9 protein-coding genes are annotated in these 16,655 nt (G+C 49.9%); 6 read left to right on the top strand and 3 right to left on the bottom strand.

Going from position 1 to position 16,655, the window contains the following annotated elements; all coding sequences use genetic code 11:
• Positions 1 to 83 precede the first annotated feature (83 nt).
• Positions 84 to 2,192, bottom strand: a complete 2,109-nt coding sequence (locus IEY24_RS29515; RefSeq protein WP_188938895.1) for a protein-disulfide reductase DsbD family protein — start codon at positions 2,190 to 2,192, stop codon at positions 84 to 86.
• Positions 2,193 to 2,394: 202 nt separating this feature from the next.
• Here IEY24_RS29515 and argB point away from each other — a divergent pair, with 202 nt between their 5' ends.
• From argB to IEY24_RS29485, 6 genes are all read left to right on the top strand, one after another.
• Positions 2,395 to 3,183: an acetylglutamate kinase gene (argB, locus tag IEY24_RS29510; protein WP_188938894.1), complete on the top strand. Its 789-nt coding sequence runs from the start codon at positions 2,395 to 2,397 to the stop codon at positions 3,181 to 3,183.
• Between the two features lie 149 nt (positions 3,184 to 3,332).
• On the top strand, positions 3,333 to 4,661 hold the full coding sequence (locus IEY24_RS29505) for a cytochrome c (protein WP_188938893.1): 1,329 nt from the start codon (positions 3,333 to 3,335) through the stop codon (positions 4,659 to 4,661).
• 27 nt (positions 4,662 to 4,688) lie between these two features.
• A complete protein-coding gene (locus tag IEY24_RS29500) occupies positions 4,689 to 8,018 on the top strand; it encodes a VCBS repeat-containing protein (RefSeq protein WP_188938892.1) in 3,330 nt (1,109 codons plus the stop codon).
• Positions 8,006 to 9,346: a vanadium-dependent haloperoxidase gene (locus IEY24_RS29495; protein WP_188938891.1), complete on the top strand. Its 1,341-nt coding sequence runs from the start codon at positions 8,006 to 8,008 to the stop codon at positions 9,344 to 9,346. Before IEY24_RS29500 ends, IEY24_RS29495 begins: the two co-directional genes overlap by 13 nt.
• A gap of 195 nt (positions 9,347 to 9,541) precedes the next feature.
• Positions 9,542 to 12,898 carry a SusC/RagA family TonB-linked outer membrane protein gene (locus tag IEY24_RS29490; RefSeq protein ID WP_229223339.1) on the top strand — a complete coding sequence of 1,119 codons (3,357 nt, stop codon included), beginning with the start codon at positions 9,542 to 9,544 and terminating at the stop codon, positions 12,896 to 12,898.
• Between the two features lie 38 nt (positions 12,899 to 12,936).
• Positions 12,937 to 14,634 (top strand): SusD/RagB family nutrient-binding outer membrane lipoprotein, encoded by a 1,698-nt coding sequence (locus tag IEY24_RS29485; protein ID WP_188938890.1) that lies wholly within the window; start codon positions 12,937 to 12,939, stop codon positions 14,632 to 14,634.
• An 89-nt stretch (positions 14,635 to 14,723) separates the two neighbouring features.
• Here the strand turns inward: IEY24_RS29485 and IEY24_RS29480 are convergent, their stop codons facing one another.
• Positions 14,724 to 15,257 carry a thioredoxin domain-containing protein gene (locus tag IEY24_RS29480; protein WP_188938889.1) on the bottom strand — a complete coding sequence of 178 codons (534 nt, stop codon included), beginning with the start codon at positions 15,255 to 15,257 and terminating at the stop codon, positions 14,724 to 14,726.
• Between the two features lie 5 nt (positions 15,258 to 15,262).
• Entirely contained in the window at positions 15,263 to 16,597 is a 1,335-nt protein-coding gene (gene argH / locus IEY24_RS29475; protein WP_188938888.1) for an argininosuccinate lyase, read from the bottom strand.
• Positions 16,598 to 16,655 lie beyond the last annotated feature (58 nt).

Raw genomic sequence — 16,655 nt, 5'->3', positions numbered from 1 at the left:
GTTTCAGTGGGGGTATGGATGATCGTCTAGCCAGCTCAATAGCCCAAGGCTTAAGCCTTGGGTTCTGGGTTCTGGGTTCTGGGTCAGTTCTTTGCGAATGCTGCTTTCCCGCTATCCAGGAACGACGCAAATTTGGCCGGATCCAGGTCGTAGTTTTTAGGTGCTACGAGCAGGTTTCCTTCATGATCCACAAGGCAGTAATGCGGCTGCGCATTGTTGTTGTATTTCACGATTTGCAGGTCGGCATTCTGCGCACCGATGGTTTTCTTGGCCTTGTTATCGTATTTGGAAGTATACCACTGCGCTTCGGGAAGCTCTGTCTTGTCGTCGACGTACAAAGCAACGATTACGTAATCATTGCGAAGACGTTGCAAAACGGCGGGATCTACCCATACCCGTGCTTCCATTTCGCGGCAGTTCACGCAGCCGTGGCCGGTGAAATCGATGAACACGGGTTTGTTGACTTTTTTGGCATAGGCCAATGCTTCCTGGTAGTCGAAGAAACCATCAAGTTCGTGAGGCAAGTGGAACAGGTCTGCGTACTTGCGGGTTTCACCAGAAATAGCTGATGGCGTTGCAGAGGCCGCACTTCTTTTATTTAAATCAAAATCCAATGTCGATTGCGGAGGCAGGTAACCGGCCAATGCTTTTAGCGGCGCTCCCCACATGCCCGGGAGCATGTACACGACGAATGTGAAAGTGATAATAGAAAGAAGCAGGCGCGGTACGCTCACTTTCTCAATGGGCGAATCATGAGGCGTGCGGATCTTGCCGAGCAGGTAGAAGCCCAGCAATGCGAAAATGACGATCCAGAATGCCAGGTAAATCTCACGATCCAGCAAATGCCAGTGGTAAACCTGATCCGCAATGCTGAAAAATTTCAATGCTAATGCCAATTCAAGAAAGCCGAGCACCACTTTCACAGTATTCAGCCAACCGCCCGATTTGGGAAGCGACTTCAACCACTGCGGGAACAATGCGAACGAGGTAAACGGAATGGCAAATGCAGCCGAGAATGCCGCCATACCCACAATAGGCTTCACGACCTCGCCACCCGCGGAGGCCACGAGCAAGCTGCCGACAATCGGGCCGGTGCAAGAGAATGAGACGAGTACCAATGTAAATGCCATGAAGAAAACACCCGCATAGCCGCCCTGGTCGGCCTTCTGGTCCATTTTATTAACAAAACCACTCGGCAGCACGATCTCGAAAAGACCCAGAAAGGAAAGTCCGAATGTGATGAAAATCGCGAAAAAGAGCAGATTGGGCAGCCAGTGCGTGCTGAGGAAGTTGGCAAATGCCGGGCCATTCAGCCGCGAAACGACGGTACCTATTAATGTATAGATCAGAATAATTGAAATACCATATAGGAAAGCCTTGAATTTACCCTTTTCCTGGTTGGTGAAAAAGCTCACGGTCATCGGGATGATCGGGAATACACAGGGGGTAAGCAACGCGACCAGCCCGGAGAGGAATGCGGCTAATGCGAAACCCCACAATGAGCCGTCGGCTACGGGCGTTTCGGAAGCTTCGATGGTAGTTGCTGCGGTGGTTGCGCTGTTGGTGGTCGCAGGAATGTCCGATGCCGAAATGGCTACGGCTGTATCATTGGGTGTGGCCGGGGCAGTTGGCGCGGCAACGGGTGCGGCACTCGGCCTGTCGGCCGGGGCGGTGGTACCCAGATTTGGTTGCTCGCCCGCTGAAGTCGTCGCTGAGGCAACTTTCAATCCCTTAAATTCAAAATCGTCGCCGCCGGGAATACACAGGCCGCTCACGTGGCTGCAAGTCTGGTATTCGGAAGCTCCTTTGATGACCGGGTTATCGGCCAGGATTTTTACGGTTTGTTTAAAAACACCTTTTCCTTCGAAATAGCGCACATTACCCTGCCAAACCTCTTCGAATTTCGTTTTCGGATTCTGCGGTTTCAGTTTGCCGACGACCTCGAAAGTATTGTTCTTCTCAAAGGTAAATGTGGTCAGCATCGGGCCCAGGTCCGGGTCGAAGTCGGAGGAATACATATACCAGTCCTTGTCGATGGTCGCGGTAAAAACCAGGTCAACGGTTTCTCCTTTTTTGACTTCCGGTTTGGAAAATGTATAAGTCCAATGTGCTTTGGCCTTTTGCACCTGCGCGTGTGCGAGGCCTGTTACAAAGAGACAAATGCTGAAAATGAATATAATACCGCGTTTCATGTCGATGTTTTGAGGTAATGGCTTTGCCGGTCCGCCGGGTCGCCGGTCCGCCGGGCCAGGCGATCAATCTACAATTTTGATAGAGCTTTCTTAACCAACGTAATTTGGCTAAAAAAATTCATCATTTGAAATTCCCTTTCCCCCGATTCACGTTTCTGCTACCTTTGTCGCCTCAAATTCAGAATAGTTAACAGTTATTAACATGTCCCAGCCCTTATACGTAGTCAAGATCGGCGGTAATGTGATCGATAATCCCGAAGCATCTGCCCGTTTTCTCAAAGCCTTTGCGCAGCTCGATGCACCTAAAATCCTCGTGCACGGTGGCGGAAAAGTCGCCACGCAGGTAGCCGCAAAATTGCAGATCGAAACGCAAATGGTCGACGGCCGCCGCATTACCGACCAGCCGATGCTGGATGTGGTAACGATGGTATACGGAGGGCTGGTGAACAAAAACCTGGTGGCGCAATTACAGGCGGCGGGCTGCAATGCGATCGGCCTCACCGGTGCTGACGGCGGTATCATACGTTCTGTCAAACGCCCGGTGAAAACGATCGATTACGGATTCGTCGGCGATATCGAAGCGGTAAACGGAGAGCAAATCAATGCAATCCTGTCCAGCGGCCTTACCCCGATCATCGCCCCATTGACTTATAGCGCCGAAGGCCTGCTCCTCAATACCAATGCCGACACGATGGCCTCCGCAACGGCCGTCGCGATGTCGGAAGTATTCGGAGTAAACCTGATATATTGTTTCGAGAAAAAAGGCGTGCTCTCCGACCCTGACGACGACGATGCGGTGATTGGCAGACTCGTTCCGGCTACTTATGAAGAGTACAAATCCACCGGCGCTATTAATAAAGGAATGATCCCCAAGCTCGACAATGCGTTCGCAGCCTTGCATTCGGGTGTAAAGCAGGTGACGATTTGCCACGCGGATGAGCTCGCGAATGCGGTTTCTGGTGGTGCCGGGACTGCGATTGTACTTAGTTAACGCTGTAAGATTAGGAATTCAATTCCTGAATTTCTAGGTTAACAGTGATGTGTCCGGTGTGCACATGTAATTTTATTGTCTAATTATTAAATTTTCTTAAAATTTAATTTAAAGTTATTAAATTGCATGAGTTAAACCCACTCATTACCATGCTGTTTCGAAAAGGCCTAGTTCTGGTTTTTTTGCTGTTGTGTCGTTGGTGTGCAGGCCAGGCTCCCGAGTTTTATAAGGATGTACAACCGATTATCCATACCAATTGCGTTCCGTGCCATCGTGCGGGCGAGGCAGCTCCGTTCCAACTGGTGACGTTCGAGGATGTTGCCAAACGCTCCAAATTCATCAAACAGGTCGTCAGTTCCAGGTATATGCCGCCCTGGAAGGCCGATAACCATTATAATTCCTTCGCAAACGACCGCTCGCTGAGCGAAAAAGAGATCAAAACGATTGTCGGATGGATAGACGGCGGCACGCCCAAAGGGAAGGCCAACGTCAAGGCCGAACAGGATTTGCAGGCCCGTCTCGACGCCGGCACATCTTATAAACGCAAGCCCGACCTCAAACTGAGCATGAAAGAGGCGTTTGCGCTGAAAGGCGACACCAAGGAGCGCTTCGTCATGTTCAAGATACCATTTGAGATGGCGCAGGAGGCCAATGTAGAGGCAATCGAGTTTACTTCCAACAACAAGAAGCTTATCCACCACGCCAATTTTGCGATCCATCCCGTGCCCGACGCGTCGGTAGACCTGCATAACACTGTGGATTTCGTGGACCTGAGCGGGCCGGAGGGGGACAAGTATTATGAATGGGTCAAGTATAAAAAAGAAATGACCTATTACGGCGGCTGGATCCCGGGAACGACGGTAGAGGCTTACCCGGAAGATATGGGTTGGATAATGCCCAAACGGGGCGTGGTGTTGCTGACGGTGCATTTCGGCCCCAGCTCGGTAGACGCGCAAAGCATCGACGGATTGAATATTTTCTTCAAAAAAACGCCTATCAAACGCAAGGTAAAGGTGATAAGCCTCGGCTCGGGAGGTATCGGTGAAAAGGAGATTTCACCGCCGTTGATGATCTTTGCCAACGAGGTGAGCAGTTTCAAACTGCGCATCGCAAACAACCAGCCCGATATTTCGCTCCTGTACGCATGGCCGCACATGCATTACCTCGGCAAGGAGTTCAAGGCTTATGCGACGATGGCCTCGGGCGATACGGTCGGTCTCGTGCACGTGCCTGCGTGGGATTTCCGCTGGCAGGAGATTTATAAATACAAAAAACCCGTAGTACTGCCGAAAGGTGCGGTGGTGACCGTGGAAGCGACTTACGATAATACGGCAAGTAACCCGGCAAACCCCCATAACCCCCCGCAACTGGTCATGTCGACGGGCAATATGCGGAGCGATCAGGAGATGATGACGCTCATCCTGATGTATGTCGACAGGCAGCCTGGCGACGAGGATCTTGTTTTCAAGTGGAATTGATTCTTATTGGTTCATAAACGGAATTGCATGGGTAAACTCTATTATCTGTTGTTTTTGCTGCCATTTGCTGTTTTCTCCCAGCCTGTTTTCAAGAAATTACCCCCGAAAGAAACCGGGGTGAATTTCACAAACCGGATCGAAGAGAACGATTCGCTGCACATTTTCCGGTATGAATATCTCTACAACGGAAACGGGATCGGTGTGGGCGATTTCAATGGCGACGGCAAGCCCGATCTCTTCATCTCCGGAAATACGGTTCCTAATAAGCTGTTTCTCAATCGTTCGCCGGAAGCGGGCATCGCATTCGATGATGTGACCCGGAAAGCGAAGCTCGAAGGCAATGGCAAATGGGCGACGGGCGTAAGCGTGGCCGATGTAAACGGCGATGGCTTGCCCGATATCTACGTTTGTCATTCGGGGCCTTACCGGAAATTGTCCGACAAGAACAATGAGCTGTTTATCAATCAGGGCGTGAAAGGCGGCGTACCGGTTTTCAAGGAAGTAGCCGTGGAAGCAGGTTTGAATGCGATCGGGTCGCAATCGACCCAGGCAGCTTTTTTTGACTATGACAAGGACGGAGACCTGGATATGTTCCTGCTGAACCACTCCAACCACACGGTCAATCCGTTCCTGAACACGAGGGAAATGCGGGCCACGCCGAACCCCTATTTCGGTAACCGGCTGTTCGAGAACGTAGGCGGGAAGGGCAAACTGAAATTCCAGGATGTTACGCAGAAAGCGGGCATTATCAACAATGCATTGAACTTCGGACTGAGCGTGGTCGTGGCGGATATGAACCAGGACGGCTGGCCGGACCTTTACACGACGAGCGACTATACTGAGGTGGATTGTTATTATGTCAACAACCGGAACGGCACATTCACCGAGTCGTTGCGTAAGTCGTTTACCCACGTTTCCAGGTTCTCGATGGGCGCCGATGTGGCCGATTTCAACAACGACGGCCTGCCCGACGTGCTGACGCTCGATATGCTGCCAGAGGACAACCACCGCCAGAAGTTGCTCAAAGGCGCTGATATGTACGATCAATACCATCTGTTGCTCGACAGCGGGTATTACCACCAGAATATGCGCAATATGCTGCACCTGAACCGCGGGATCGACCAGGCGGGCAATCTGCGTTTCAGCGAAATAGGCCAACTGGCGGGCGTTAGCAACACCGATTGGAGCTGGGCGGGTTTAATGGCCGACCTCGACAATGACGGCTGGAAGGATTTGCTCATTACAAACGGCTACCTGCGGGATTTTACCAATATGGATTTCCTGAAATACACCGTGGCCGACGAGCAGATGAAAGAGGCCGCGAAGGGAAACCTGAATTTCAAAACCTACGATCTGGTGCAGAAAATGCCTTCCAACAAGCTGAGGAACTATTTGTTCAGGAACACTGGTGTGCCGGGAAGCGTTGGTTTCGAGGATGTTTCGGAGAAATGGGGGATGAATGAGCTGGCGGTGTCGAATGCGGCTGCCTACGCCGATTTTGACGGTGACGGCGACCTGGATATGGTCATTTCACACATCAACGACCCGGTTTCGATTTATCAGAATCAAACCAATAAAAAAGGCCTAACACTACGCTTGATGGGCACGAATGCCAATTCGCAGGCGTTCGGCGCGAAAGTGCGCGTGTATGTGGGAGGGGTTATGCAATATGCAGAGCTTTACCCCGTGCGCGGTTACCAGTCGACCGTCACTACCGACCTGCATTTCGGGTTGGGTAATGCCGGGAAAGCCGATTCGGTGACGATCGGGTGGCCTTCGGATAAAACCAGTTTTCTGACCAATCAGGCAGCCGGGCTGGTGGTAATGAAGGAAGCCGACGGTGTTGATCCAAAGCCAAATGCGCCAGTGGTTGTCCCCTGGTTTCACCATGTTGCCGCACAGGCCGCCGGGATCGATTTTGTGCATAAGGAAAATGATTTTGTGGATTTCAAAGTGGAGGTTCTGCTTCCTTACCAGCTTTCGCGGCTGGGGCCTGCGCTGGCGAAAGCCGATGTGAACGGCGACGGCCTCGACGACGTGTTTCTGGGCGGCGCGTCGCACCAGTTTGGCGTGCTTTATATTCAAAAGCAAGACGGTACTTTCGAAGGCGCTGCCGCCCAGCCCTGGCGTCAGAATGTGGTTTGCGAGGAAGTGAATGCGTTGTTCTTCGATGCCGATCGCGATGGCGACCTGGATTTGTACGTTGTGAGCGGAGGGAATGAGTTCGACGAGAATGCCCCCGAATACCGCGATCACCTGTACCTGAATGATGGAAAAGGTGTTTTTCGCGAAGAAGTACTGGCGCTGCCGTCTATGCGCAATCCCAAGCAGTGCATTACCGCGGCGGATGTGGACGGCGATGGCGACCTGGACCTTTTCGTAGGAGGCCGCGCGGTTCCCGGTTCGTTTCCGATGCCCGCGAGAAGTTATTTATTAAGGAATGATAGTCAGGGTGCCAGCGTAAAATTCACGGACATTACGGCTGCCGTGCCTGCTTTGCTGAACCCGGGGATGGTTACCGCCGCAGTTTTTACCGATTTAAATTCTGATAAAAAGCCCGATTTGATGCTCGCAGGTGACTGGATGCCCGTCATGGCTTTTAAGAATACAGGTATCACATTTGAAAACCAGTCGGTTGAAGCATTGAAAGATTCCGACGGAATGTGGGCCGCTATGGAAGCCACCGACCTCGACGGGGACGGCGACCTTGATTTCATACTCGGTAATGCAGGTTTAAACAATCAATATAAATCAACGCCCGACCGCCCGGTGACGATCTATTACGACGATTTCGACAAAAACGGTGTGATCGACCCCATTTGTACCTATTATATCGGCGAGAAAAGTTACCCGATGTTCTCCCGCGACGAAATGCTCGACCAGATGACGGCCCTTAAAAGGAAATACACCAACTATGCCGGCTACGCCGATGCGAGGTTGGAAGATATTTTTGGCAAAGATGCCGTAGAGAAGAGTAAGAAAGTGTATTGCAAAGAGCTACGCAGCATTGTGCTGGAAAACCTGGGAAGTTTTGGATTCAAAAGGCATGCGCTTCCCGAAGCGGCACAGTTCTCCCGGACGAGCAGCATTATCGCAGAGGATTTGACTGGTGATGGTAAAACCGATCTCGTACTTGCGGGCAATTTTTCGCCTTATCGCGTGCAGCTCGGGCCTTGCGACGCTTCGGTAGGGACGGTGTTGAAACAGGTGGCGCCTTTCCGATTCGAGACACTTTCGCCCGCGGAAACCGGCCTATGGGCAGGCGGCGATGTGCGTGGTGGGGTTTTGTTAAATAAAAAGCGTATATTGTTTACCGTTAATGACGATCAGCCCGTCTTGTTGGAATGGAAAAAGTGATCCGGAATAGGGCCCTCAGATATTTCGTGTATGCATTATGCATGCTCGCGGGAACAACACATGCACAGCCGCGTACGGCGTTGCTGCACCGCGCGGAGCACAACCTTACGCGGGTAATTGTGCACGATATATTTTCGCCGCCGGTGGCGAGCCGCATTTATTTGTATGCCAATGCGGCCGCTTATGAAACACTGGTACTTGGCAACGAAGGCTATAAAAGCCTTTACGGGCAAGCTAATGGGTTTCCCAGGATAGAAGCGCCCCGCGAAAAAGATTGGCGTGCGTCGGGTGATATCAATTATAAACTGGCGGCTTTGTATGCATTTTTCAGGACCGGCGGGCAGCTGGTCTTTTCCGAGCCGATGCTCAAAGACAGCGCGGAAAGTATTCTTGCAAGCTGTGGGGAGCACGACGAAGCCGTTTACCAAAATTCGCTGCGCCTGGGTGAAATGGTGAGCGACAGCATTCTCGCATGGGCGGCGCGCGACAATTATGCCGCCACCAGAAAAAAACGTCGTTATACATATAGTAAGGAAAAAGGGAAATGGATGCCGACACCTCCCGGCTATATCGATGCCGTGGAACCTTATTGGAGCCAGATCCGCCCCGTTTCGCTCGATTCGGCGGCGCAATTTAAGCCCATTCCGCCACCTGCGTTCAGCACCGAGCCTGGCAGTGTCTTTATGAAGGAAGTGAAAGAAGTTTATGACAGGACCCGTAGCCTTGGTAAGGAAGAAATCCTGATCGCGAGTTTTTGGGACTGTAATCCTTTTTATCTCAACACACAGGGGCACCTGAACTTCGCGACGAAAAAACTTTCGCCAGGAGGCCACTGGATTTCAATCGCCGGACAGACAATGGAAAGCGCCGGAAAAAACTGGATCGAATCGTCGGCGGTGTACCTGCTCACTTCCATTGCTTTGTTCGATGGTTTCATCAGTTGCTGGGACGAAAAGTACCGTAGCCAGTTTATCAGGCCCGAAACGGTGATCAATGCACACATGGACGAAAAGTGGCGACCACTGCTCCAGACACCGCCATTTCCGGAATATACCAGCGGCCACAGCGTCATATCAGCCGCCGCAGCAGAGGTGCTGGAAGCCAGGCTAGGGGCAAATTTTGCATTCGACGACCACACTGAAACACCGTACGGCTTGCCCGTAAGGCATTTCACTTCGTTTGCGGCGGCGGCGGAAGAGGCGGGGATCAGTCGGCTCTACGGGGGGATTCATTATCGCGCGGCCATTGTGAACGGACAAAAGCAGGGCAGGGGGATCGGGTTACAGGTAATTCAGAAAATACGGCTAAAAGAAACTATTGGCAAATAGTCTATTACAATTGTATGTTAATTATTAATTTTTTTTAATAAATGTTATATTTTTATTAACAAAAATATTTATTTTTGACATTACAATGCTTGATGTGCGAATGGGAAACCGGCGTCAGCTGGTGCCGGTCTTCGGATCAGAGTAATGTAGTCAGTTAACTTAAACCACCTAAAAATTCAATTTACCAAATTTACCATGAGACAAAAGTGTACTACTTTAACACGTCTGGTAACATTGCTCCTCCTCCTCACCGGAAGTACATGGAGTATGGCCCAAGACAGAAAGACCGTCAGCGGGACGGTGGTCGACAAGGATCAGAATCCTTTGCCCGGCGTTTCCTACCTTATTAAAGGAGGCAGCGCAGGCGGCGCGACAGATGTTAACGGAAAGTTTAGCATTGCTGTGCCTTCCAGTTCGGCGGTGCTTGTATTTTCATCAATTGGATTTGTAACTAAAGAGGTGCCGGTAGGCAACGCCACCCAATTGACCGTCAACCTTGACGAAGACAACAAAACGCTTAATGAAGTAGTCATCACGGGTTTTGGTATGGCTAAGGATGCAAGAAGATTGTCGTATTCGGCTCAGACAGTCGAAGGGACTTCACTATCCCGCACCAACAACGCTAACCTTGTCAATGCTTTGCAGGGTAAGGTTGCCGGTGTGATGATCAACCAGGGAGCGAGCGGGCCGATGTCGTCTTCAAGAATCCGTATTCGTGGAAATGCCTCTTTAAGTCCGAACACACAGCCATTATTTGTAATTGATGGTGTTTTGATCCGTCCGGGAACTACCGGGGCAGATTCATGGGGTGGTCAGCAGGATTTTGGTAACATTATGAAGAACATCAACCCTGACAACATCGAATCGATGAGTGTTCTGAAAGGCTCAGCCGCCAGTTCACTTTATGGTTCAGAAGCGTTGAATGGTGTTGTACTTATTCAAACCAAAAAGGGAAGAGAAACAAAAGGACTTGGTGTTACATACAACCATTCATCCTCATTTGAAAAGGCCTATAAAATCATTGACCTGCAAAATCAGTTTGGAGCAGGGTTGGATCCAACTTTTTCAAAAGGAGCGGATGGGGTTGATCAGGTGGATGCCAATAACTGGTTCTATTCTTACGGGCCGGAGTTCAAGGGACAGCAAGTTAAGGACATCGACGGGAGAATGGTTGAATGGAAAGCGAACGACCCGATCAAATTCTTTAATACTGGTAAGTATATCAACCATAACGTCGCTGTTGACGGAGGTAATGACAGGGGTAGTTTCCGGGTATCTTATTCCAATCTGTTCAACAGTTCGGTAATGCCGTCCGGTACAGAAATGAAAAGAAACAACTTCAACGTAAGGGCTACGCAGAAGATCGGTAAAATCTTTAATCTGGATGTGTCGGCGGATTATACCAGCAATAATCTTTTGAACCCGACTAACCAGGGAAGCAGCTATAACCCTATTTTCAAGTTTGTATATTATCGCCCACGGAACCTGGATATAGACTATTGGATGCATAACTATACCGATCTGACTGTGGGTGGACGCAGGAGAGGGGCGAACGACCCTTACAGCGTTACAGATTTCATGTGGGAAATTAACGAGCGCAAAAGAACACGGAATGAAAAGATATTCCGTGGAAATATAGATCTGACGGCCCAGATCACGCCTTGGCTGACCGGCTTGCTCAGAAGCAACTTGCAGAATGAGATTTATACAGGGGAATACAAAAAACGTGGAGATGGCGCTCGTTTCTCCGGCAACGATGAGTATAGCACCTATGCCACCAACAATAACCAGTATCGTGTGCAAGGTTTGCTTTCTGCTGCTAAGACTTTCGGAGAAGATTTTGAAGTGAATTTTAGCGTTGGGGGTGAGACTAACAAAATCAACGGAGGAAGAGAATTTAAGAATGGTACCGCCGGCGGCTTGAGAATTCCGGAAGTATATTCACTTTCCAATTCTATTAATGTGGCTACTGCAAGTGCCGCGCTTGTACCTTCCAAGAGAACGGATGCTGTGTATGCTTATGGTGATGTGACTTACAAGGGTATGCTGACTCTTAATGCAAGCTATCGTCGCGACTGGACTTCTACGTTAACTTATAAAAACGGAACCGGCGACTGGTCGTACGATTATCCTTCTGTGGGACTTTCCTGGATTGCTACCGAATCGCTAAAAGGTGTTCCATCCTGGTTGACTTTTGGTAAACTTCGCGCCAGCTTCGGATATACAGGTGGTGATACTGATGCTTGGAGCACAAACCGCACGGGTATTTACAACCCAGGCGATAATTACACGCTTCCAGACGGGACTCCGCTTGCTTCTTATGGTTTCAGAGACAGGACTTTGCCTAATGCAAACCTTAAAAACCGTTTGGCGCGTGAGCTCGAACTTGGTACGGATATTCGTTTCTTCAACAACCGTTTAGGAATCGATTTTACATTCTACAATAAAATCACGACCAACGAGATCCTTACTGTTGGCGTTCCTCAGGAATCAGGATTAACGGGCCGTATCATTAATGCCGGTAAAATCAGAAACCGCGGTATTGAAATTTTATTGACCGCCACTCCGGTAAAAACTGAGAAATTCAGCTGGAATACATCTTTCAACTTCTCTCGCAACAGGAACAAAATACTTGAACTGGTGCCAGGTGTAGATAGCTATGAATTGAGCTTGGCATTCGGTAATGACGTAAGGTCTATTGCACGGGTAGGAGGAGATTATGGAACGATTACATCGGCGTATGCATATGCGCTGTACCAGGCGAAAGATGCCAGCGGAAACAATATTGCCAGCCCATCCAATGGACAAAAGGTAATTGGTGCTTCCAGCAACGCTACCGACGGCTATCCTACCTACCTGAGAAGCGGGTCGTACGGACAAGGATCGAGGGACCTGGGTACAATGCTTGAGAAGTTCCTCCTAAGCAACGTGAACAACCTGCAATACGGCAATTTCAACCTGACTCTTCAGGTCGATGCTAAAATTGGCGGACTCATGGCTTCTGGTACGCACCAGTATGGTTCTTCCAACGGAAGTTTGAAAAACAGCTTGCCAGGAAGAAATGCTGCATTGGGCGGTGTGACCTTTACGGATGCATCGGGTAAAACACGCGATGACGGTATTATTCCGGAGGGTGTTTTGGCTGACGGTTATAAAGTGAGTGTCGACGGCAAGGAACTTGACCTGGGCGGAATGCCTTACGCAGAAGCTGTTTCAAAAGGCTACTTAAAACCGATCCCTGCATATGCATATTATGAGAACCTGACGCAGTGGGGTTCAGGTATCCGGGAATATTCGGTATTTGAAAACTCCTGGGTGTCGCTTCGCGAAATTTCTGTTGGATACACCGTTCCTACGAGTCTGATCAACAAATTTAAAATTCAGTCTCTGAGAGTAGGATTGACCGGCCGTAACCTCGCTTACCTCTATATGACTGCTAAGGATGGCGTTAACCCAGAGGGATTAAAGAGCAATAATGCAGGTGAATTTGCTGAATATGGTGGTGCGCCTTTCACCAGAAACCTTGGTTTTTCTGTAAATGTCGGCTTTTGATATACAGGATTTGTCGAAAAAAATAGAACGAAATAACAATGAAAATAAATAATAAAATTCTTTGTACGACTTTACTGCTGTTAGTAGGAGTAATGTCGTCTTGCGACAAGCAGGACTTTGTTGATACGAACATCGATCCGGACGCGCTATCCTCGATTCCACCGGAGAATCAGTTTGCGAACGCCTCAAGGGCTATTCAGGGACAAGATTTCGAGGCATTTTACGATTTCTATACCCGGATAATGCCATGGATGCAGTATGCAACAGATGTGCGGGGTAACCAGGGAGCATTTACAACCAACGTTTCTAACTTCTCAAATCGCTACGGCGCATTGTACAGCGCGGGCACACAGCTTACCGACGTAGAAAAGCTGGTTGAGAAAATGGCTGAGTCGGAGCAACCCAGGTTTGTTCATATGATACGCATAGCTCGTATCCTGAAAGCTTACTATGCTTTTTATGTATCCGACATTTATGGCAGTATCCCATATAGCGAGGCATTCCAGGCTCGTTATGGCGGAACATTAAAACCTGCCTACGATACACAGCAAGCATTATTTGCTAAGCTTGACGAGGAACTCAAAGAAGCGGTGTCCGTATTGAAGCAAACTCCTGGTGCTCCTCAAATTGCGCTTGGGAATTACGATTCGTATTACAACGGTGCTGCCTTGAAATGGGTTAAGGCTGGTAACGCACTTCGACTGAAAATTGCGCTGAGGCAAATAAAAAGCGACCAGGCAAAGGCAACAGCCGTGATTAACGAGATATTGGCAATGCCCGCAGCTGATTTGATGAGCGCGAACGAAGATGGCTGGGTGTATACGGCAAGTAAATCATTCACCGAAGGCGGAAACTGGAACCCTACCAGCTTAAGGGCTACCAAACCGATGGTGGATTTTATGTGGGAGAATAAGGATCCTCGTTTGGATGCATTTGTGGCACCTAATACTTACACCCAGGCTAATATCAACCTGCTCATTGCAGATAAACAATTACCTGCTGGAACTACCGAACCTGCACGTAGATATTTGGGTAGCTACACCAGCCCGGATCAGGCGACGAGCCCTGCCATCAGAGCCAGATATTACACTACGCGTACCGTAAAGTCGGGAGAGAACTCCATCGTTGTGGATACATTGAGCTATCTGCAGCCAAGATTGTTCCGCCCTGCGGAAGCGGACGCCAATGGTAAGGGAGGTACAGGACTGGTTTATATTCCGGTATTGACCTATTCGGACTATTGCTTTATGCGTGCCGAAGTAGCTGCCCGTGGAATTGGAGCGGGAGCCAAGGATTGGTATGAAAAAGGGGTAGTAAGCTCCATTCAATGGTATGATATGATTGGTACAAAATCTCAACTTACCAATTATACCGCAGTTACCCAGGCTGAAATAGATGCATATTTGCTCAGACCGGCGGTTGCATTTGATGCTGCCAAAGCGTTGGATCAGATTGCTTCACAGGCTTACCTGCATTTCTTGAAGCAACCTTCTGAGGGATGGGCTTTGTGGAAACGTACAGGATATCCGAATGCGACAAGCGCTGTTGCGTTACCAGTTTTAACGAACAATAACGCCGTGCTGACCATTCCTCGTCGGGCACCTCTTTCTCTGCTTAACGAGAATGATCAAAATTATGCCAATCAAAAAGCGGCATATGACGGCATGGCGGCTATTCCGGGCTTCGGAAAGGATCCTCAGGATGCTACCGGTCGCGTATGGTGGGATAAGCAATAGTTTTAATATAGATTTAGTTAAAGAACACAAAAGGCAGGCCGATTGGCCTGCCTTTTTGTTTGTGGTCATTTCATTGAAACGCTGCTCCCTTACTGATTAATCACACATCCGATCGCATCAGTACGGCTTACAAGTACCATTTCCCCATTCAATACCGCTTCAATGGCATTCCTTAAATACAGCTCGGTGGCCTTCGCCCTGTTTTTACCCAAGGCATAATACCAATTGTCGATCGCACCGCGGTAGAGGATTTCCCCGTTTGCATTGACGAGCACAGCTTCGGGCATCACGGTCGCCTGGTAGCGCTTCACCTTTTGCAGCCCGGCATCCTGGTAGCCGGGCATGGCTGCCTGATATTTACTTAAAAAGCGTTTGATATCCTCCCTTTTAACGGTCGGCACAGGGAATACGGCCTCGAATGCCACTCCTTTTTTGGAATAATCCGAATGAATACTCTTGATCTCGCGCATGTACGCGTTCGAGACGGGGCATTCGGGGTCGAGGAAGAAAATGACTTTGAGATTACCCCGTCCGTCGAGGCTCGGACGGTTCACGCTGGTGGCGGCTAACAGGCCGAATCCAATGCAGCCTAACATCCAGATAATGGCGGACCGGGTTTTCATGGTATTTATTTTAAAAGTGCTTCAAAAGCGGCGGCTATCTTATCGTAGCCAAAAGCGGCAATTTCCTGCTCCATTCTCGCGCGAATCGCGTCGGTCTGCAAGTTACCGATACTTCCCTCATGGCTGTGTTTCAACGCTCGCGGCGCAACATAAGTGCCGTCGCCGATTTCGGTCCCTACTTGCTTGTAGGCATCGCGGAAAGGAACACCGGCGATCACGAGCTCGTTCACGCGCTCCACGCTGAAGAGCAAATCGTATTTCGGATCGTCGAGCAGGTTTTGTTTTACTTTCACATGTTCGAGCATGAATGCGGCGATGTCGAGGCAGTCGAGGATTTCGTCGAATGCCGGCATCAGGATTTCTTTCAGCAGCTGCATATCGCGGTGGTAGCCCGACGGCAGGTTGCTCAATACCATCGTTACTTCCATCGGTAGTGCCTTCATGCGGTTGGTTTTAGCGCGCAGGAGCTCGGCCACGTCCGGGTTCTTTTTGTGCGGCATAATGCTGCTGCCGGTCGTGAGGTCGTCGGGCAACACGATGAAGCCGAAGTTCTGGCTGTTGTAAAGGCAAACGTCCATCGCCAGCCTGGAAACGGTCGCTGCGAGTGAGGAAATAGCAGTCAATGCGGCCTGTTCCGTGCGCCCACGGCTCATTTGCGCATACACGACGTTATGATGCATTCCTTCAAAACCAAGCAATTCGGTGGTAAGCTGGCGGTTCAACGGGAACGAAGACCCGTAGCCTGCGCCGGAGCCCAGCGGATTGCGGTTTGCGAGGCGGTAGGCTGCATTGAGTTGGATAATATCATCGATCAGGCCTTCGGCATAGGCACCAAACCACAGACCGAACGACGACGGCATGGCGATTTGCAAATGTGTGTAGCCGGGGAGCAGGTCATTTTTGTGCTCCTCCGATTTGCGCGTCAGCACGTCGAAAAGCTTTTCGGCAGCCTGTACCACCTCGAAAAGCCGTGCACGGGTATATAACTTCATATCCACCAACACCTGGTCGTTGCGCGAGCGACCTGAATGGATCTTTTTGCCGGTATCGCCAAGCTTGCGGGTAAGTAACAACTCTACCTGCGAATGCACATCCTCGATGCCTTCCTCGATCACGAATTCACCTTTTTCGATTTGCTGGTGAATGGCTTTCAGCTCGGTTTTCAATGCGGCGAGGTCGTCGGATGTGAGCAAGCCGATGGTTTCGAGCATAGTGGCGTGGGCGATGTTGCCCAGCACGTCGAATTCGGCCAGATGCAGATCCATCTCGCGGTCGCGCCCTACCGTGAAGCGTTCTATTTTTTCAGAAGTGACAGTATTTTCCTTTTGCCAGAGTTTCAAGATGCAGGATTATAAAAATTGTTGAATGAAACATTACTGCAAATTTAACACCATTAGC

Origin of the sequence: Dyadobacter endophyticus (genome assembly GCF_014641595.1) — a bacterium.
GTDB lineage: Bacteria > Bacteroidota > Bacteroidia > Cytophagales > Spirosomataceae > Dyadobacter > Dyadobacter endophyticus.
This window is presented reverse-complemented; position numbering and strand designations above follow the sequence as displayed.